The sequence below is a fragment of the Ruminococcus sp. RTP21484sp1_RTP21281st1_A8_RTP21281_210402 genome, assembly GCF_040914025.1.
Classification (GTDB): Bacteria; Bacillota; Clostridia; order Lachnospirales; family Lachnospiraceae; genus Blautia_A; species Blautia_A faecis.
Genome location: NZ_JBCPGE010000029.1, coordinates 24,062 through 44,215, shown reverse-complemented (window position 1 = coordinate 44,215; position 20,154 = coordinate 24,062). Strand labels below are relative to the sequence as shown.

Below are 20,154 nucleotides of genomic sequence, written 5' to 3'. Positions count from 1 at the left end.
AAATTTATTATGAAAGAATTATACGAGCAGCTGGGAATTTCTTCCCAGGTTTACGATTTTTGCCATGAAATAGAAAAATCCTTAAAGGAGCGTTTTGAACAGTTTGACAAAACTGCAGAATATAACCAGATGAAAGTTCTTCTGGCTATGCAGAAAAACCGCGTCAGCGAGGAGTGCTTCGGCTCTTCTTCAGGTTACGGCTACAACGATTACGGCCGTGATACTCTGGAAAAGGTTTATGCGGATACATTCCACACAGAAGCATGTCTGGTGCGTCCGCAGATTGCGTGTGGAACGCATGCCCTGGCCATTGCTCTTTTTGGAAACCTGCGTCCAGGCGACGAAATGCTGGCACCAGCCGGAAAGCCATATGATACTCTTGAAGAGGTGATCGGTATCCGTCCATCCAAGGGGTCCCTGGCAGAATACGGAGTAACTTATCGTCAGGTGGATCTTCTTGAGGATGGAACTTTCGATTATGAAAATATCCGCAAAGCAATCAATGAGAAAACAAAACTGGTTGAGATTCAGCGTTCCAAAGGCTATATGACACGCCCCTCTTTTTCAGTAAAGCAGATTGGTGAGCTGATTGCATTTGTAAAGAGCATTAAGCCTGATGTGATCTGTATGGTAGACAATTGCTACGGCGAATTTGTTGACACGATTGAGCCCAGTGATGTTGGTGCAGATATGGTGGTTGGTTCTTTGATCAAAAACCCGGGCGGCGGACTTGCTCCAATTGGCGGTTACATTGCGGGAACCAAAGAGTGCGTGGAAAATGCTTCTTACCGTATGACCTGTCCGGGGCTTGGTGCTGAGGTGGGAGCTTCACTTGGCGTAAACCGTTCCTTCTATCAGGGATTTTTCCTTGCACCGATGGTGACAAAGGGTGCGTTAAAGGGCGCTGTTTTTGCAGCCAATATTTATGAAAAGCTTGGATTTGACGTGGTTCCAAATTCCACAGAGCCAAGGCAGGATATTATTCAGGCAGTGACTTTAAAAAGTCCGGAGCGTCTGATCGCATTCTGTAAGGGGATTCAGGCTGCTGCCCCGGTTGACAGTTATGTTGATCCGGAGCCATGGGATATGCCAGGTTATGACAGTCAGGTCATTATGGCAGCTGGCGCATTTGTACAGGGCTCTTCTATTGAGCTTTCCGCAGATGGACCTGTGAAAGAGCCATATGCCGTATATTTCCAGGGAGGACTTACCTGGGAGCATGCAAAACTAGGTGTTATGATGTCCTTGCAGAAACTTGTGGAGCAGGATTTGGTAAAATTACCGTGAAATTATGAAAAACATGAATTTTCGTGCAACGCCAGGCGTATAACTGTGAAGCGCTGAACCGTTACCATAAGTTCTTTCAAACAGATGTAAAAAACGGGAGTTTATATGGAGAAAAAACGTGTTATCGTTACAGGCGGCGGGGCGTCCGGGTTGATGGCTGCCATTGCAGCTGCAGAAAACGGGGCCGCTGTAACCATATTGGAACAAAATGAAAAACCAGGCAAAAAGATCTGCGCTACAGGAAACGGCAAATGTAATTTTACCAATATCCAGGTGCCGTCTGATGCATATCGAAGCGAAAATCCAGGCTTTGAACAGGCAGTTCTGAACCAGTTTCCGGTAGAAGACACGGTGAAATTTTTTACCCGGCTTGGAATTTATCCTGTAAATAAAAACGGCGGCTATCTCTATCCTCACAGCGGACAGGCAGCAAGCGTTGCCGAGGTATTGTGTATGGAAGCACGGAATCTTGGGGTAAAGATCAAGACCAACCAAAAAGTACAACGTGTTTTTAAGGAACAGGATATCTGGAAGGTTCAGGTAGAAGGCTGGATATACGAGGGTGAGGCTGTTATTCTTGCCAATGGTTCCAAAGCTTCTGCAATTTCCGGTTCAGATGGCAGCGGTTATGAGCTTGCCGCAGCACTGGGGCACAGGCTTATAGAGCCTCTCCCAGCTTTAACTGCCCTGAAATGCAGGAATACAGGCTTTTCCGGCTGGGCAGGTGTTCGAACAGAAGGCAGAATTACGCTGCTTGTGGATGGGGAAAAAGTCACAGAGGAAACAGGAGAACTACAGCTTACTGATTATGGCGTATCCGGAATTCCGGTGTTTCAGGTCAGCCGATACGGAATCCGTGCACTGAAACAGGGAAAAAATGTGACTCTGATTTTAAATTTTCTGCCAGAATTTTCCCGGGAACAGTTAAAAGCTTTTCTGAAAATACGAAAGGAAAACTGCCCCTATAAAGGAAAAAAAGACTTTTTGACCGGACTTTTCCCGGATAAGCTTGCAAAAGTGCTTTTGTCAGCAAATGATCTGGAAGAAGCAATCAGCAGCTATCCGCTTAAAGTGACTGGTTATCAGTCTTTTGAACAGGCACAGGTGTGCTCAGGCGGCGTTGATACTACGCAGGTTAACGCCCGGACCTTGGAATCCACACGAAATTCAGGCCTATATTTCGCAGGAGAACTATTGGACATTGATGGGAAATGTGGCGGTTACAATCTGCAGTGGGCCTGGTCCAGCGGTTATGTTGCAGGAGTGAATGCCAGCAAAATGTCAGAGCGTGTTTGAAAAAGGAGAATAACATGATTCGAATTACCCAGCTGAAACTTTCAATCAATCATACCCCGGAAGAGTTAAGCCAAAAGATCCGTAAGGAGCTTCGTCTGAAAAATGAAGGCTTCACTTACGAAATAGTGAAGCAGTCACTGGATTGCCGGCATAAAGAGGATAAGAAATTTGTTTATACAGTAGACGTGTCTTTGCAGGATATAAATCAGGAAAACAAGATCTTACGAAAGGTTCATGATAATAACATTATGTCAACCAAGAAAAAGGAATACATATTTCCATCTCCTGGTGAAGAGGAACTGAAATATCCGCCAGTCATTGTAGGAAGCGGACCTGCCGGAATTTTTTGTGCCTGGTATCTGGCAAGGGCAGGTTATCGGCCTCTGGTTCTGGAACGGGGAGAGGAAGCGCATATCCGTCAGAAGACTGTCGAGAATTTCTGGAAAAATGGCATACTGGATCCGGATTCCAATGTGCAGTTTGGTGAAGGTGGGGCTGGTACTTTTTCCGACGGAAAACTAAATACTCTGGTAAAGGACCCTTCAGGAAGAAATCATGAAGTACTGAAGCGTTTCGTGCAGGCGGGTGCACCGTCAGAAATTATCTATCAGCAGAAACCACATCTTGGTACAGACGTGCTGGTTGGTGTGGTGGAGACTCTTCGCCATGAAATTGAGGAAATGGGCGGGGAATTCCAGTTCCGTTCCAAAGTGACAGATCTTTTTTTTGAAAACAGTCAGTTAAAAGAAATTGAGATAAATGGGGAAAAAAGGATTCCTGCCCAGGTATGTGTGCTGGCAGTTGGACACAGCGCAAGAGATTCTTTTTCCATGTTTGAGAAAAAAGGAATCTATATGGAACCAAAATCTTTTGCAGTAGGTGTACGTATGGAACATCCACAGTCCATGATCAATCTGGCTCTTTATGGGGAAGAGGAAAACGAGAAACTTGGAGCAGCTGCTTATAAAGTCACTCACACATGTGAAAATGGCCGTGGTGTTTATTCCTTTTGCATGTGTCCGGGAGGTTATGTGGTGAACGCTTCTTCGGAACCGGAGATGCTTGCTGTAAATGGTATGAGCTATCAGGCCAGGGACAGCCGCAATGCAAACAGTGCGCTGATCGTATCGGTGACTCCGGCTGATTTTCCAGAAGAGGGTCCACTGGGCGGTGTAGCATTCCAGCGCAGTCTGGAACGCGCAGCGTGGAAAGCTGGAAATGGTAAGGTTCCGGTACAGTTGTTTGAAGATTATCAGAATCATAAGCCAAGTACAAGACTTAAAGATGTAGAACCTTGTATTAAGGGTGACTGTGTTCCAGGTGATGTGCGCAGTATTTTTCCAAAAGAGATCGGTGATTCCATAGAAGAGGGTGTTCTTGCCTTTGGAAAAAAAATCAAAGGCTTTGACCGTCCTGATGCAGTGTTGTCCGGCGTGGAAAGCAGAACATCATCTCCGGTGCGTATTGTCCGTGATAAGGATTCCCTGGAAGCAAACTATGAGGGGATTTACCCATGTGGGGAAGGCGCTGGATATGCAGGCGGGATTACTTCTGCTGCTATGGATGGCATAAAAGTAGCGGAAGCTGTTTCTAAAAAGTTTAGAAATTTTTAGGAGAGAGTGTACATCTCTCCTTTTTTATGCTAAAATGAGTCTGCATTGTGAAACACAATGCGGGGAAAACTGTCTTTGTGTCTCGGGGAATAAGAAGAATCTGCTTATTATGGCATGAAGAACAGTCCCATTACTGTTCATTGGCAAAGCTGCGCGAAGTATGCTTTGGGTATGGTGTGAGCAGTATCCTGTCAGTCCTGGAGAACTGCAGGTGAAAGATATGAATGAAATGAAACAGACCATCAGAGAACTGCCGGAGTCGTCACGTCCTTATGAGAAATGTCTGCAGTGGGGACCATCCGTGCTCAGCGACAGCGAGCTTCTGGCAGTGATCCTGAGAAGCGGTGTACAAGGCTGCAATTCTCTTGTACTCGCCAATCAAATCTTAAGTCTTACGAAAGATACCTCCTATCCGGGACTTCTGGGACTTTTACATATGTCCATTCCGGATCTGATGAAGGTGAACGGAATCGGGAAAGTCAAGGCCGTCCAGCTGAAATGTATCGGGGAGCTTTCCAAGCGGATGGCGTCTGCTGTTGCCAGACCAAGACTTTCTTTTAACGAACCCATCACGATAGCAAAATACTATATGGAACGTCTCCGGCACGAAGAGCAGGAAGTATTGATCGTTATGCTGCTGGATGGAAAAAACCATTTTCTTGGTGAGCAGATGCTTTCCCGGGGAACCGTGAATTCAACTCTGATCACTCCAAGGGAGGTTTTTATGGAAGCATTGAAGTTTCACGCTGTAAGTGTGATCCTGGTTCATAACCATCCAAGCGGAGATCCTACGCCCAGTGAATGTGATAAGAAAATTACAGAGCGTATTTACCGGTCTGGGGAGATTCTTGGGGTGAAGCTTCTGGATCACGTTGTGATCGGTGACCAGAGATACATTAGCTTTAAAGAACAGGGAATGATGCCGGAGGAATGATCCGCCGGAAGTGCTGACGCCGTCTGTAAACCAGTGGCGGGTATTTGTTTTTGCAGGGCATAGTAAGGATGAAGGGACAGATATATGCTGTTTGAAAAAACATATGGAATAGACCTTGGAAGCAGTTCCGTCAAGGTCTATTCCATGATTCGAAATAAAAGCTACATTGAGAAGAACATGATTGCGGCCAAGGGCCGCAAAATCATAGCCGTGGGCAACGAAGCGTATGAAATGTTTGAGAAAGCACCCTCTGATATTTCCGTAAGTTCGCCGATGGCTTTTGGTATGATAGCCAATCTGGAACTGCAGGAAATTGTACTTTACAGTATGATGAAAAAAATTGATAAAATTCTGGGAATAGGCTCTGTCATGTACTTTGCAGTTCCTCTGGACATGACTGCTATTGAAAAAAGAGCTTATTATCAGGTGGCGAATGGACATTGGCTGCGGAAGAACAGGGTTTACATGGTAGAGGCTCCTATTGCAGATGCCATAGCTATGGGTGTGGATCTGGAGAACAATGCAGGAAGCATGATCGTAAATATTGGTGCCCAGAGTACGAATTTTTCCATTATTACGGGAGGCCGTATTATCATAAACAAGAAGATTCCAATTGGCGGACGTCAGATGAATGAGGCCGTGTGCAGCGAAGTACGCAAGCGTTATAATCTTCAGATCGGTACCCGTACCGGGAAGCGGCTGAAGCTGGTAATGGGACGGCTTGCAGACCAGCATAAGCAGGCACGTAAGGTTGTAGGAATTGACAGTGTTTCCGGTCTTCCAAGGGAAGAGGTTATTTCTGCCTATGTAGTCAATGCGGGAATCATGAACTGTGTCAATGAGATCGGTGCCCAGATGAAGGTTTTTCTGGAACGTATCCCGCCGCAGATATCCTACCACATTGCGAAAGAAGGCATTTTCCTTACCGGAGGGAGCACCAGAATCCCTCATATAGATACATATCTGGCAAGTTACACAGGCTATTCTTTTAACCTGTCAGATCTTTACGAAACTTCAGCTGTAAAAGGTCTGGAGAAGATCATCCACGACAGAGAACTTCGTAAATGGGCTCAGCCCATCACACAAAGAAAATTATAGTAACTGTGAAGGTACTGAACAGTTATAAATCATAAATTTTTAGGGGTGCCATTTTATGAAAAACCTTAAGAAAAAATTTCGATTTCGCATAAATCTGAAAAGTAAACATTTGCTGGCGATTATGACACTTTTCTGTCTGAGCTGTATTGTGGCTACATTTGCTTCAGGTATTTCCACAGCTCCTTTGCAGGAAACAGCGGGAATTGTCATAGTCCCTTTTGAAAAAAGCATTGAAAAGATCGGCAGTATGGTCCGTTCTATTAGGGACAGTTTCAAGGACAAACAGGATCTGCTTTTTGAAAATGAAGAGCTGAAGGCAGAACTGGACAGTCTGACTACACAGAATAACAAACTGATCCAGGATCAGGGGGAATATCAGAGACTGAAAGAACTTTACAATCTGGATCAGACCTATGAGGACTATCCGAAGGTGGCTGCGACTATCATTTCCAAAGATCCTGGAAACTGGTACGATACCTTTATGATCAACAAAGGTTCTGATGATGGGATAAGGGTCGATAATAATGTGATCGCAGGCAAGGGGCTTGTTGGAATTGTCACAGAAGTTGGTTCCTCCTGGGCTACTGTCCGCTCCATTATTGATGACAGCAGCAGCGTAAGTGCAATGACTGTAAGCACTTCTGATAACTGTATTGTAAACGGAGACCTGGAACTGATTGATGAAGGAAAGCTTCGCTTTGAGCAGCTTTATGATCAGGAGAACAAGGTGACTGTCGGGGAACGTATTGTTACTTCCAATATCAGTGAGAAATTTGTAGAAGGATTGTTTATCGGATATGTAAGCGAAGTGCAGGTAGACAGCAATAATCTGACTAAGACAGGAACCATTGTAACACCTGTGGATTTCCTTCATTTGAAAGATGTATTTGTTATTACTGTGAATAAGCAGGATCTGGTAGACGGAACTGCGCAGGTGGAAGGCAATTCTGACAGCGGCAGTTCTGACAGTACTTCTGGCGACAGCAGTCAGGAGAGTAGCGGCAGTACTGACAGCAGTGCGGCAGACGGACAGGAGGGCGCAGATGAAGGGTAAGATTGTCTATTTTCTTACGATCGTAATATGTTTTCTTCTGCAGTGTACGGTTATGGATCTGATTTCTATTGGCTCTGTAACTCCTAATCTGATGCTGGTTTTCTGTGTATCCATGGGGCTTATGCGCGGGCGCAAAAGCGGCCTTTGGGCAGGATTTTTTTCAGGGCTTTTTGTGGATCTGTTCTTTGGATCAGTATTTGGATTTTATGCTTTGATCTATATGTATATTGGTTATTTAAGTGGATATGCGCACAGGATTTATTACGATGATGATGTGAAGGTTCCTATATTTCTGACTGCAGTTGCAGATCTTTTATATAATCTGTCTGTTTATGGGCTGCAGTTCCTTTTAAGAGGCAGACTGGGACTTGGGACTTATCTGTACAGGATCATTATCCCGGAAATGTTTTACACGGTATTTATTACCTTGATTGTATACCGGATTTTCCGTTACATAAACTATCACTACATGAACATAACCAGGAAAGAAAGTGAGTCAATTTGGGTACTAAAATAAAACGAATTTTCAAGAAAATCAGTTTAAAACGAACAACAGTCCTGATCTTGGTATTTGTGATAATGTCAGTTGTTCTGGTGCGTAGATTATTTGATCTGCAGATTATTCAGGGAGAGGATTACATCAGCAAATTCCAGGCCAGGACAACCAAAGAGCGTGTGCTCAAGAGCACCCGCGGAAATATTCTGGACAGAAACGGAGATATTCTTGCATCTAATGTGCTATCCTATTCTCTGACGCTGGAAGATAATGGAACTTACACTTCTACAAGGGAGAAGAATCTTACATTAAATGGTGTAGCCTATCAGGTACTTCAGATCCTTCACAGCAACGGAGATGATATTACCCATTCCTTCCATATTGTGGTAGATAAGAATGGAGAGTATGCTTTTGATGTTGTTGAGGGCTTTACCCTGAATCGCTTCCGTGCCGATATTTATGGACAGGCATTGATCGATGATCTGAAAGATGAACAGAAGACGGCGACTGCGGATCAGATGATGGAGTTTCTCACTGGTTCCGAGAAATTTTCTATTGTTCTTAGCGGTGATCGTGCTTATACAGAGGACGAGCTGATCTCCCATGGTCTGCCTCTTACTTTGACCAAGCAGGAAATGCTTGATATTGCAACTATCCGCTACGAACTGAATACCAACAGTTTTAAGAAATACATGCAGGTTACCATTGCTACCAATGTCAGTGAAAAGTCGGTAGCTGCGATCATGGAGAATAAGACCGGACTGCAGGGAATTGATGTGGTTGAGGATTCCATCCGCCTGTATATTGATGATGAAAGCATGGCACCAATCCTTGGCTATACTGGTAAGGCTTCCTCCGAGGAGCTGACAGAGCTTCGGAAACAGAATCCGGATTATTCCAATGATGCGATCGTAGGTAAAGCAGGAATTGAGCAGTATATGGAACTTACCCTTCAGGGAACAGACGGTAAGGAGACGGTTTCTGTTGATAACCTTGGAAAGGTTCTAAAAATTGACGAGGACACCAAAGTAGAGCCGGTTGCAGGAGATGATGTGCAGCTTACTATTGAAACTGACTGGCAATCGGCAATCTATCAGATCCTCAAACAGCGTGTGGCTGGTGTTCTTCTGACGAAAATTGATGCGGCAAAGACTTTTGATTACACGTATGTCACAGATGCCAGTCAGATCCGTATTCCTATTTATGATGTATACAATGCCCTGATTTCCAACAGTGTGATTGATATCACCAAATTCAGCAATGAGGATGCCTCTGACATAGAAAAAAATTTATATGCCAAATTTCAACAAAAGCAGCAGAGAGTTTTTGATACAATAAGCACGAAGCTGAATGGCTCAAACCCGCCAGCCTATAAGGATGAAGATGAAGAAACACAGGAATATCTGTCTTACATCTGTAATGACCTTCTTAGAGACACGCTTGGAATTATTTCCAAAGATGCCATCGATACATCAGATGCTACTTACAAAGCATGGACAACAGATGAAACCATCAGCCTGAAGGATTACCTGACTTATGCCACAAGCCAGGGCTGGATCGACATCAGCAGCTTTTCACCGGAAGGAGAGTATCTGGATTCTGAGGAAATTTATCAGGCACTGACAGAATATATTATTGACTATCTCAGTACGGATACTGGATTTTCCAAGCTCCTTTACAAATATATGCTGCAGGAAGATACAATTTCCGGACAGGAAATCTGCCTGGTGCTTTATGAGCAGGGAGTCCTTGACAAAAATGATGATGATTATGAGAATCTGGCTTCCGGAGCAATGGGAGCTTATGATTTTATGATCAATAAGATATACACTCTGGAGATAGAGCCTGCACAGCTGGCATTAATGCCATGCTCAGCGTCCGCTGTAGTTGTAGATGTAAAGACTGGAGATGTGGTTGCACTTGTTTCCTATCCCGGATATGACAATAATCGTCTGACCAATGATATGGATACAGATTATTACGCAAAGCTGGCACTTGACCAGTCCAGTCCGTTCTTCAATAAAGCGACCCAGCAAACCACTGCACCAGGTTCCACACTGAAGCTTCTTTCAACAATTGCAGGAATGGAAGAAGGAATTATTGACGAAGGTACATATATTGAATGTACCGGAACTTTTGACTATGTAGATCCGCCTATTAATTGCTGGTATAAGAATGGTCATGGAAGTCTGGATATCCGTACTGCAATCGAGCAGTCCTGTAACTATTTCTTTAACATGATCGGTTTTCAGCTAGGAAAAGTTGGGGATAATGAGTTCTCCGAGGTGCAGAGTCTGAATAAGCTTCAGGAATATGCCTCTTTGATCGGTCTGGACCGGAAGACTGGAATCGAGCTTTCAGAGGCAACTCCGAAGGTTTCCGATGCCAAAGCAGTTCCATCTTATATGGGACAGGGAAATAACCTGTTTACCACATCAGAACTGGCTCGTTATGCTACTGTTATGGCTACTTCCGGAAATGTATTTAAACTGACCCTTCTGGACAAAGTAATGAACCCGAAGGGAGAAGTGATCCAGGAGTATGAGCCGGAAATTGAGGATGTGGTAAATATATCTTCAAATATCTGGGATGTGATCCATGATGGTATGCGTCGTGTGATCCAGACTCATTCCCAGTTTGATGGTCTTGGAGTAGAAGTGGCAGGTAAAACCGGTACAGCAGAGCTGGATCTTCGTCATCCAAACCATGGTCTGTTTATCGGTTATGCGCCGGCCTCTGATCCGGAGTATGCAGTGGCAATCCGTATTGCCAATGGTTACAGCTCCGGTAATGCATGTCTGATTGCTAATGATATTTTTAAATATATGTACAATCTTGCAGATAAAGATTCTATTCTCACAGGTATTGCTTCTACAGATACCAGTGATACATCGAATGACTAAAAACGATTTTGCTGCTGTTCATAGTCTGATCAGCAGTACTGGATATGCCTGCCGGGAGTGTTCCGGCAGGCATATCCATAAGAGAAATACCAGGATTTTGGAACATTTTGTTTAGGAGGAATCAGAAGAAATGGGTGAAGTCATTGTCATTACATCCGGAAAAGGCGGTGTAGGAAAAACCACTACAGTTGCCAATATAGGAACTGGTCTGGCTATGATGGGAAAGAAAACCGTGGTTGTGGATACGGATATTGGTCTTCGTAATCTGGATGTTGTGCTTGGGTTGGAGAACCGGATCGTGTATAATCTGGTAGATGTGGTGAATGGAAGCTGCCGTCTGAAACAGGCTCTGATCAAAGACAAGCGCCATCCGGAGCTCTATCTGCTGCCATCTGCGCAAACCAAGGATAAAACTGCCGTATCACCGGAACAGATGATCAAACTGACGGATGATCTGCGAGAAGAGTTTGATTATATATTGCTGGATTGTCCGGCTGGAATTGAGCAGGGATTTAAGAATGCCATTGCAGGTGCAGATAAAGCTCTTGTAGTGACGACACCGGAGGTATCTGCAATTCGCGATGCGGATCGTATCATTGGGCTTTTGGAAGCAAATGATCTGCGGGATATCCATCTGATCATCAACCGTCTTCGTCCTGACATGATCGCCAGGGGAGATATGATGTCTGTGGATGATGTGACAGAGATTCTGGCTGTAGATCTGATTGGAACTCTTTTAGATGACGAACAGATTGTGATAGCAACCAATCAGGGTGAGCCTCTTTCTGGTAAAAATTCTCAGGCGGAGGAGGAATACCAAAATATTTGCAAACGGCTTATGGGAGAGGAAGTTCCCTTTGCAGAACTCAGACAGAAGAAAGGTATGTTTTCAAGACTGTTTAAAAGACATTGATATTCAGGTAATAATTAGTTACGCAAAATAGCATGTTGGTTGTTTGTAATAATGTTATGTCAACTAATGCTCTGGAATGGAGGGATTTTGCATGAAGACCTTTTTAAATGAAAGAAGGCGTTCAGCAGGATATGCTCGCGACAGGATGAAACTTCTTCTTATCTCAGAACGCATAGAATGCTCTCCACAGATGATGAAAATGTTAAAAAGTGACCTGGTACATACAGTAAAGAAGTATGTGACCATAGAGGAAACTAAAGTGAAAATACAGATATCACAGGAACCGCCTGTTTTAATGGCGTATATTCCTGTGTTGACGAAAAAGGACAGATAAATTTATGATTAAACAGTATAAGCTACGTTTTTACAATTTTAAACTAGTGATCCTTCTGACTGCGATCAGTCTGTTTGGAGTGCAGCTGGTAGCAAGTGCGTCTCCAGATCTTCGAAACAAACAGCTTTTGGGCGTTGTGATGGGGCTTGTGTTGCTGGTGATCTTATCGTTAATGGATTATTCCTGGATATTGAATTTCCAGTGGATCATGTATGGTTTTAATCTGCTTATGCTTATTGGTGTACGATTGTTCGGAAGTGAGGCAGGAGGTGCGTCCAGATGGCTGGATATCGGTGGTTTCCGTTTTCAGCCTACCGAGCTTTCCAAGGTTATTATTATTCTGTTTTTTGCCAAGTTTTTTATGGATCATGAAGATGATATCAATACTTTCAGGGTGTTGGCAGAATCAGTGCTCCTTCTGGCTGTTCCATTGGCTCTTATTTATGCACAGCCGGATATGAAAAATACCATTACGGTAACCATTATTTTCTGTATTCTGCTGTATATAGCAGGACTGAGTTACAAGATCATCGGAGGTGCGATTCTGATCGCGGTTCCCCTTTTGATCATATTTTTGTCCATTGTTGTACAGCCGGATCAGACCCTGATCAAGGATTATCAGAGAACGCGTATTATGTCTTTCCTTTACCCGGAAAACGAGGAATACCAGGAGGATATTGAACAGCAGAATAACTCGAAGACGGCGATTGCCTCCGGAGAACTGGTTGGAAAAAAACTTACCGGGGATGACCAGGTTTCTTCTGTAAATGCTGGAAACTTTGTTGCAGAGAACCAGACTGACTTTATCTTCGCGGTTGCCGGAGAGGAGTATGGATTTATAGGATGTACAACTTTGGTCGTATTATTGCTGTTGATTTCAGTTGAATGTATCAGGATGAGCCTTAGGGCAAAGGATCTGGCCGGGAAGATTATCTGCTGCGGAATTGGAAGTGTCGTAGCTATACAGAGTTTTTTAAATATCTGCGTTGCTACTGGACTGGCACCTAATACTGGTACGCCTCTTCCTTTTGTAAGTTATGGTCTGACTTCCCTGGTCAGCTTGTTTATTGGTATGGGGCTTGTGATGAATGTAGGTCTGCAGAGCAGTACTTATAATAAAGAACTTAAGAGAAAAGAAATTGATAAGAAAGAGGAATATTTATGACAGCCGCAAAAAAGAAGAACTCAAGACGTAAACAGGCAAGATTTCGAAGTTCCAGAAGAAAGAGGATCAGAAATACTGTTCTTTTGCTGTTGCTTTTGGTTGTACTTGGCGGTACTGGGATCGGTGCAATTTATGTTCTCCGAAATGGAACTGTTTTTGATAAGCTGGAGGAGGCATATGTAGCTTCCAGAGAGTTTTCTGGTGGAATTACAGACTTAGACAGCCTGAGAGCTGATGGTTTTGCCAAGAATCTGTGTGTGGTCGTATCAGATGTTCCGATGGATGGTGTTTCCCTTGGGGAAAACCAGAAAGGACTTCTTCTGGATCTGGATGACAGAAAGGTGCTTTATTCCAAGCAGGCACTTCAAAAGGTATATCCAGCAAGTATCACCAAGATCATGACAGCTATGCTGGCACTGAAATATGGAAATATGGATGATGTAGTAACCATTACACAGGAGAATCTGAATCTGGAGGAGGGTTCACAGGTTTGCGGCTTTTGGGCAGGTGACCAGGTGACTCTTGATCAGCTTCTTCATTGTCTGTTGGTTTATTCGGGTAATGATGCAGCAGCGGCTATTGCAGAGCATGTGGGTGGTTCTACAGAGGGGTTTGTGGAGATGATGAACAGTTATGCCAGGGAACTTGGCTGTACCGGAACTCATTTTACCAATCCTCATGGTCTGCAGGACGAAAACCATTATACCACTCCCTATGATATCTATCTGATGCTAAAGGAAGCTTTGAATTATCCGGAGTTTACTCAGATCACACAGTCCGGATCTTATACCGTAGAATATACTCATGCGGACGGAAGCAGTGCAAGTACCACATTACTTGCCACAGACCATTATCTCACAGGAGAAGCTACCCCTCCTAAGAATGTGACTATTCTAGGTGGAAAGACAGGTACTACGGACAATGCAGGCAACTGTCTGGCGTTGCTGAGCCAGAATGCTTATGGAAAGCCGTACATTTCCATTGTAATGGGTGCCTCCACAAAAGACGAGCTTTATGAGCAGATGTCGTCCCTTTTGCAGAATATAAACTAGTCAGTCTGTTTATGAATCGTAGCCACAATTGAGAAAAATAGACAGAAATATTAAAAAAACTCTTGAAAATTTAGAAAAATTATACTATAATATGAAACATATTAAACAAGGTTTTGGTAAAAATTTAATATCATATTGTCTAAGGAGGAAAACATCATGGTTGAACTGATCGTAGGAAAGAAAGGCAAAGGCAAAACAAAAGTGCTCTTAGACAGAGTAAACGGTGCGGTGAAAGAAGCCAACGGAAGCATTGTTTACCTTGACAAGAGTACCAAACATATGTATGAGCTTAACAATAAGGTACGTCTTATCGACGTCTCCTCTTATCCATTGAAGAATGCAGATGAATTCGTAGGTTTCATCTGTGGTATTATTTCTCAGGATCATGATCTTGAGCAGATTTATCTGGACAGTTTCCTCAAGGTTTCCAAGTTGGAAGACGCTGATGTTACAGATACACTTGATCAGCTGGACAAGATCGGTGAGAAATATGGAATTTCAATAGTTGTAAGTATTTCGCTTGACAAAGAAGAGATTCCGGAAGCATTACAGGATAAGATTGCAGTAGCATTATAATCTCGGATAATATGATATTGCAGCTATAAATTCAGTAAAACCAAATTAGAGGTACATAAGGACATGACTCGACTGTGGGTCATGTCCTTTTTTGAGCTGCGCCTTAGAGCGTGTTTGAAAAATCATTCCTACAATCTGCACGCTCCACTTTGAGGGAGATTTTGCAGAAAGTTTTGAATTGATTTACAATAATAATATTATGTGAATTAAATGCGGTGATTACAACAATTGTACGTGTGAAGCAGATGTTAATCTTCACGCAGCTTTACAGCAGTGGCTGCCTGACGCCGTCTGGAATCGTCTAAGGCTGCATAATGCTTCTTGGTAGTATTCACGTCCTTATGGCCTAAAACGTCCGCTACAAGGTAAATATCGCCTGTTTCCTGGTAGAGGGCGGTGCCGTAGGTACTGCGGAGTTTATGAGGGGTGATTTTCTTGGTGGTGGTAACCTGGCGGGCATATTTTTTGACCAGGTTTTCAACGGCCTGGACACCAATTCGTTTGCGCTGGGTAGAGTAGAAGAGAGCGTGTTCGTGGCCTTCTACAGGAATAATGTTCTTGCGTACTTCCAGGTAGTTTTTCAGAGCTTTTTCTACTTCAGGACCGAAATATACAACCATTTCATTTCCACCTTTTCGAGTAACCTTGATTCCATTGTTTTTGAAATCTACGTCTTCTATGTCAAGACCTACACATTCAGAAACACGAACACCTGTTCCGAGCAGAAGAGTAACGAGAGCGAGGTCACGGTCTTTGTTTTTTTCATAATATACCTTTTTCTGACCGGTAAGGTCGTCCCCGCCGTGCTCAATATAATCCAGCAGCAAGGCAACTTCATCAGCTTCCAGGCGAATGATACTTTTCTGATGAATCTTTGGAACGTCCACAAGGACGGTAGGATTTGTGTGAATCATTTCACGTTTAAAATAATATGCATAAAAACTTCGCAATGAGGACATTTTTCGCTTCAGACCACGTTCGCCATTGGTTTCCGTTTTATCCCCGGCCTGGTAAACTTTCAGATATTCTTCATATTCTTCAAGATCAACAGCTGTGATCTGATCCAGGACATCCACTGTAAAGGCATCTATAGACCAGTCCCTGAAGGCTGGATTTTGTTCCAGAAGAAACTGGAAGAAAATGCGGATGTCATATGCATAGGAAATTCTGGTTTTAGTTGTGGTACGAGGTTCAATGGCACGAAAGAAATCCTTGCAAAATGGCGGCAAGGTTTTTAGAACATCACGAAGCCGCAAGGTATTTTCGACGTCAGTCTGTTCGTGGTAGGTGACTTTTTTATCCATGAAAGATTCTCCTTTAGAAGTAATAATGATACCAATCTATATGAAAAACTCGGGTTTGTCGTATAGATCTAGATGAGTGGTATAACGCCGAATCAGCCACTTCTTCTGGCTGTTTTCGGCGTTTTTCAAGGTTTCATTAAATGTTAAAATATAATTGGTTTCATTAAATGTTAAAATATAATTGATGGTTCGACTGCATTCATTATGCAGTCACAGACGATTCTGAACATCTGGCGCACCGGCTTCAATATAGCCTTGGCCGGTTTCGTTACAATTGCTGTTAATTTTACATGATCGATTCGTCCAGCATCACTGTAAACGGTCCATCGTTTTCCAGTGAAATTTTCATATCAGCGCCAAAAATACCATGCTGAACAACTGGAACAACTTTTGCAGCCTCCTTTAGCATGTATTCATAAAGTTCATTTGCCTGTTCTGGCGCACCGGCTTCAATAAAGCTTGGCCGGTTTCCTTTTTTGCAGTTGGCATATAACGTGAATTGCGAAACCATCAAAAGCTCCCCATTTACATCTGCCAGGGAAAGGTTTGTTTTGCCATTTTCATCTTCAAAAATTCGAAGTCCTAGCATTTTTTTCATATATTTGTCTGCAATTTCCCTGGTATCATTCTGACCTATGCCGACCAGTACAAGAAAGCCTTTCCCAATATTTCCGATAACTTCACCATCTACTTTTACGCTTGCATGATTTACACGTTGTATTAAAAGCCGCATGTTAATTTCCGTCCTTTTTACTGTTTTGATTCTGTCTGTACTCTTCCATCAATTGTCTGACTTTTTGATAAATTATCACAGAATATTTTTTTATAAGGGTCCAGATTGTAGTCAGAATTTTCTGGATCGTTTTTAACAAAGTAAGGGTAAATTTCAACATTGCAGTGCGTCTGGGCGTCTCCCTTTTCTTCGGCTCTTCTTCCGGGAAAAGAACGGGTTCATGTGTTTCCGGATCCAGACAGTCAATGTTGGTGTATTTTTGCTCCTCATTTGGAACCTGCTTATAAATCAGGCTGATATGGACTAGTCTGCCAAGTGCTGCGTAAAGTACTGCAAAAACAGGAACGCCAATAATCATACCTGGGATTCCAAAGATTCCACCGCCAATAAGGATGGCGACAATGACCAGAAAACTGGAAAGTCCTGTGGAATCACCAAGAATCTTCGGTCCAAGAATATTGCCGTCAAATTGCTGGAGAACAAGAATAAAAATTGCAAAATAAATAGCCTGCAGCGGATCCACCAACAAGATGAGAAAAATACTTGGGATTGCTCCGAGGTAAGGTCCAAAAAATGGAATTACGTTGGTTACACCAATGATAACACTGATCAAAAGTATATATGGCATATTCAAAAAGTTCATACCAATATAGCACAATACGCCAATGATGGCGGAATCCAAAATCTTACCACTGAAAAATCCGATAAAGGTTTTATTGGTAAAACGCATGGAATGGATGATAAAATTCGCATGCTGGGTATTAAAAATTGCGTAGGTGAGCATTTTTGCCTTGGCAATGAAGCCCTCTTTATCTGCCATCAGGTACAGGGAAACGATAGCTCCGATGAGGAAATTCTTCAGAAAATTAATTAATTCAAACACACCCGCGGAAATATTTTTTAGCATTTCCTGCATCTGCGGAAGGATATTCGTGGTCAGGTAGTCCTGAGCTGTGGTGATGGACTGATTCAAAGTGTCCAGTGCATCACTGTTCAGATTCCATTTCTCAATGAAAGATTGCAACCATTTCTGAATAACCTTCACATAGGCTGGAAAACTGTAGATCAGACCCATAATACTTCGGATCAGTTCCGGCAGAATCATCATAATAAGGGCATAAATAAGAGCAAGGAAGAGAAACATACATAAAATTACGCATGCCCACCGAATTGCCTTGCGTCCCTTCTTTCCTACTGATACTTCTTTCCTGGCAAGAAGCGGATAAATAATTTTTTTCTCCAGAAAATTTAATACAGGGGTCAGTAAAAAGGCGATCACGACCCCATAAACAATAGGTGTGAGAATCCCCAGAAATGTCTGAATTCCTGTAATCAGTGTCTTCATATGGAAAACACCATAATAAAAGAGCATACTGGCTGCGATTACAAGGAAAGAAGTTACTCCCCAGCGAACATGTTGATTGTCCCAGCGTAATTTCATATTCTAATATCGTCCTCCTGAAACATGAATGCAAAATATGTGTTACTGTCTGCTGTTTGCACAGTAACCAATAAGTGTCTGTACTGTTATTTATTTAACAGCGATTGCTATCTATTATAACACAGTTTTGTCTCAATGTCTCATTAAAAAAATATAAAGTGGCGATGGCGTTTGAAAACAGGAACCGAAAACAGGAATTGAGATGCAACAAATTACAAAAGGAGCTCTCTTTCGAGAACTCCTTATTTTCACATGATTCTGTATATTATTTCTTAAGGTCATCAAAAATATGTATGGTATTGATAATCGCCTGGGCAGCACCTTCGATACCAAGCACACTGCTGTCAACGCTTAAGCTGTAGCCCGCTGCTGCACCCCATTTCTTATTGGTGTAGTAATTATAGTAACTTGCACGGCTCTTATCTGTTTTGGTGATCATATCTTTGGCTTCTTTAGGTGTCTTATTGTATTTGCCTGCAATACGCTTGATCCTCCAGTCCAGATCAGCATGAACAAAAACACTGAAACAGTCTTTATTATCTGCAAGAGCATAATCTGCACAGCGCCCTACCATAACACAGGGGCCTTCTGCAGCTAATTTCTTGATGGCTTCGAACTGTGCCAGGAAAACCTTGTGGTTCATAGGCATGTCTGTAAATCCAGCAGAAGAATATCCAAAAGAATAAGTATCCATTACAAGAGAATACAGAAAGCTGTTAGTTGGCCTCTCATCATGATTCTCAAATAATTCCTTGCAAATACCGCTGTCGTTTGCAGCATGCTCCAGAAGTTCTTTGTCGTAACACTTGATTCCAAAATATCTGGCTACTTCCTGACCAATCTGCCTGCCGGCGCTTCCATATTCACGTCCGATGGTAATAATTGAACTTGTTGTATTGTTCATATCTGCCACTCCCTTCTGCAATTCCTTTGTTACTGTTCACTTCGTGACTGGTAATTCATAGGAATTTTGTAAGATTATTATACACTACATCAGGGTAAACTGACAACTATTTTCTTAATTTTTCTAACAAATTGAGAAAATATTCTGGCAAAGGTGCGGAAAATTCCATATACTCTCCTGTTCTTGGGTGAACAAAGCCCAAAACCATGGCATGAAGAGTCTGTCCCTGGAGATGATAAGGATTTTTGCCTGAGCCATAGATCTCATCGCCAAGAAGAGGATGTCCAAGGCTGGTCATATGTACACGGATCTGATGGGTACGACCGGTTTCAAGGCGGCACTCGATATAAGTCGCATTCCCGAAACGTTCCAGGACTTTATAATGGGTGACAGCGTCTTTTCCATTTTTGTAGTTGATCGCCATTTTTTTCCGGTCAATTGGGTGACGGCCGATCGGGCCTTCTACAGTACCTTCATCTTCCTTAAGATTACCTGCCACAATAGCCCGGTAACGCCGCTTGATGGTATGCGCTTTCAGTTGCTGGGCCAGATCACGGTGAGCCGTGTCATTCTTACATACAAGAAGAGCTCCTGTAGTGTCCTTATCAATACGGTGGACGATTCCAGGACGCATAACCCCGTTAATACCGGACAGATTGCCCTGACAGTGGTACATAATAGCATTTACCAAAGTTCCGCTGGTGTGGCCATTTGCAGGATGGACTACCATTCCTTTGGGCTTATTTATCACCAGTACATCATCATCTTCGTATAAAATGTCCAAAGGGATATTTTCCGGAAGAATATCCGGTTCAGTCAGATCAGGCAGGGTTGTCTGAACCAGATCCCCTGCCTGTATTTTGTAGTTTGCTTTTACTGCTTTCCCATTGACGGTAACACCTTGTTCTTTCAGAAGCTTCTGAAGATAAGAACGGGAAAGTTCCTCATATTTATCGGAAAGACAGCGGTCTATGCGCACTCCTGCTTCATTTTCGGTTGCTGTAAATTCCAATTGCTCCATGTATCAGTAAAACTCCTCTCTCAATTACGC

19 protein-coding genes are annotated in these 20,154 nt (G+C 43.0%); 13 read left to right on the top strand and 6 right to left on the bottom strand.

Annotated features, from left to right (window positions below):
* The first annotated feature begins 9 nt into the window (after nucleotides 1-9).
* From AB5170_RS14230 to AB5170_RS14170, 13 genes are all read left to right on the top strand, one after another.
* Complete coding sequence (locus tag AB5170_RS14230; RefSeq protein WP_173769980.1) at nucleotides 10-1,287, top strand: methionine gamma-lyase family protein; 1,278 nt, start codon at nucleotides 10-12, stop codon at nucleotides 1,285-1,287.
* A 105-nt stretch (nucleotides 1,288-1,392) separates the two neighbouring features.
* Nucleotides 1,393-2,583 carry an NAD(P)/FAD-dependent oxidoreductase gene (locus AB5170_RS14225; protein WP_173718921.1) on the top strand — a complete coding sequence of 397 codons (1,191 nt, stop codon included), beginning with the start codon at nucleotides 1,393-1,395 and terminating at the stop codon, nucleotides 2,581-2,583.
* 14 nt (nucleotides 2,584-2,597) lie between these two features.
* Nucleotides 2,598-4,196: an NAD(P)/FAD-dependent oxidoreductase gene (locus tag AB5170_RS14220; RefSeq protein ID WP_173735558.1), complete on the top strand. Its 1,599-nt coding sequence runs from the start codon at nucleotides 2,598-2,600 to the stop codon at nucleotides 4,194-4,196.
* Nucleotides 4,197-4,416: 220 nt separating this feature from the next.
* Nucleotides 4,417-5,130, top strand: coding sequence for a DNA repair protein RadC (gene radC / locus AB5170_RS14215; protein ID WP_330590270.1), 714 nt, complete (start codon nucleotides 4,417-4,419; stop codon nucleotides 5,128-5,130).
* Nucleotides 5,131-5,214: 84 nt separating this feature from the next.
* On the top strand, nucleotides 5,215-6,228 hold the full coding sequence (locus AB5170_RS14210; RefSeq protein ID WP_148463010.1) for a rod shape-determining protein: 1,014 nt from the start codon (nucleotides 5,215-5,217) through the stop codon (nucleotides 6,226-6,228).
* A 55-nt stretch (nucleotides 6,229-6,283) separates the two neighbouring features.
* Nucleotides 6,284-7,282: a rod shape-determining protein MreC gene (gene mreC / locus AB5170_RS14205; protein WP_148463011.1), complete on the top strand. Its 999-nt coding sequence runs from the start codon at nucleotides 6,284-6,286 to the stop codon at nucleotides 7,280-7,282.
* Nucleotides 7,272-7,799: a rod shape-determining protein MreD gene (gene mreD, locus AB5170_RS14200; protein ID WP_313718431.1), complete on the top strand. Its 528-nt coding sequence runs from the start codon at nucleotides 7,272-7,274 to the stop codon at nucleotides 7,797-7,799. Before mreC ends, mreD begins: the two co-directional genes overlap by 11 nt.
* 56 nt (nucleotides 7,800-7,855) lie before the next feature.
* Nucleotides 7,856-10,681, top strand: coding sequence for a penicillin-binding transpeptidase domain-containing protein (locus tag AB5170_RS14195; RefSeq protein WP_308768428.1), 2,826 nt, complete (start codon nucleotides 7,856-7,858; stop codon nucleotides 10,679-10,681).
* A gap of 130 nt (nucleotides 10,682-10,811) precedes the next feature.
* Nucleotides 10,812-11,594 carry a septum site-determining protein MinD gene (minD, locus tag AB5170_RS14190; RefSeq protein WP_148463014.1) on the top strand — a complete coding sequence of 261 codons (783 nt, stop codon included), beginning with the start codon at nucleotides 10,812-10,814 and terminating at the stop codon, nucleotides 11,592-11,594.
* Between the two features lie 91 nt (nucleotides 11,595-11,685).
* Nucleotides 11,686-11,928 carry a cell division topological specificity factor MinE gene (gene minE / locus AB5170_RS14185; RefSeq protein WP_118580224.1) on the top strand — a complete coding sequence of 81 codons (243 nt, stop codon included), beginning with the start codon at nucleotides 11,686-11,688 and terminating at the stop codon, nucleotides 11,926-11,928.
* Between the two features lie 4 nt (nucleotides 11,929-11,932).
* The gene (locus tag AB5170_RS14180; protein WP_148463016.1) at nucleotides 11,933-13,093 is read left to right on the top strand and encodes an FtsW/RodA/SpoVE family cell cycle protein; all 1,161 of its coding nucleotides are present in this window, start codon (nucleotides 11,933-11,935) and stop codon (nucleotides 13,091-13,093) included.
* On the top strand, nucleotides 13,090-14,145 hold the full coding sequence (locus AB5170_RS14175; protein WP_227200939.1) for a D-alanyl-D-alanine carboxypeptidase family protein: 1,056 nt from the start codon (nucleotides 13,090-13,092) through the stop codon (nucleotides 14,143-14,145). The genes AB5170_RS14180 and AB5170_RS14175 overlap by 4 nt, the downstream gene beginning before the upstream one ends.
* 156 nt (nucleotides 14,146-14,301) lie before the next feature.
* Nucleotides 14,302-14,721: a twitching motility protein PilT gene (locus tag AB5170_RS14170; protein WP_118580215.1), complete on the top strand. Its 420-nt coding sequence runs from the start codon at nucleotides 14,302-14,304 to the stop codon at nucleotides 14,719-14,721.
* A gap of 45 nt (nucleotides 14,722-14,766) precedes the next feature.
* Here AB5170_RS14170 and AB5170_RS14165 read toward each other — a convergent pair whose 3' ends face one another.
* The 6 genes from AB5170_RS14165 to AB5170_RS14140 form a co-directional block, all read right to left on the bottom strand.
* Nucleotides 14,767-14,904, bottom strand: a complete 138-nt coding sequence (locus AB5170_RS14165; RefSeq protein WP_368357286.1) for a DUF6783 domain-containing protein — start codon at nucleotides 14,902-14,904, stop codon at nucleotides 14,767-14,769.
* A 65-nt stretch (nucleotides 14,905-14,969) separates the two neighbouring features.
* The gene (locus AB5170_RS14160; protein WP_148463018.1) at nucleotides 14,970-16,025 is read right to left on the bottom strand and encodes a tyrosine-type recombinase/integrase; all 1,056 of its coding nucleotides are present in this window, start codon (nucleotides 16,023-16,025) and stop codon (nucleotides 14,970-14,972) included.
* 286 nt (nucleotides 16,026-16,311) lie between these two features.
* On the bottom strand, nucleotides 16,312-16,758 hold the full coding sequence (dtd, locus tag AB5170_RS14155; RefSeq protein ID WP_148463019.1) for a D-aminoacyl-tRNA deacylase: 447 nt from the start codon (nucleotides 16,756-16,758) through the stop codon (nucleotides 16,312-16,314).
* Between the two features lies 1 nt (nucleotide 16,759).
* Nucleotides 16,760-18,199 carry an AI-2E family transporter gene (locus tag AB5170_RS14150; RefSeq protein ID WP_227200941.1) on the bottom strand — a complete coding sequence of 480 codons (1,440 nt, stop codon included), beginning with the start codon at nucleotides 18,197-18,199 and terminating at the stop codon, nucleotides 16,760-16,762.
* A gap of 265 nt (nucleotides 18,200-18,464) precedes the next feature.
* A complete protein-coding gene (locus AB5170_RS14145) occupies nucleotides 18,465-19,103 on the bottom strand; it encodes an AAA family ATPase (protein WP_118580203.1) in 639 nt (212 codons plus the stop codon).
* A 106-nt stretch (nucleotides 19,104-19,209) separates the two neighbouring features.
* Nucleotides 19,210-20,124 carry an RluA family pseudouridine synthase gene (locus AB5170_RS14140; protein ID WP_118580200.1) on the bottom strand — a complete coding sequence of 305 codons (915 nt, stop codon included), beginning with the start codon at nucleotides 20,122-20,124 and terminating at the stop codon, nucleotides 19,210-19,212.
* Nucleotides 20,125-20,154: the final 30 nt, after the last annotated feature.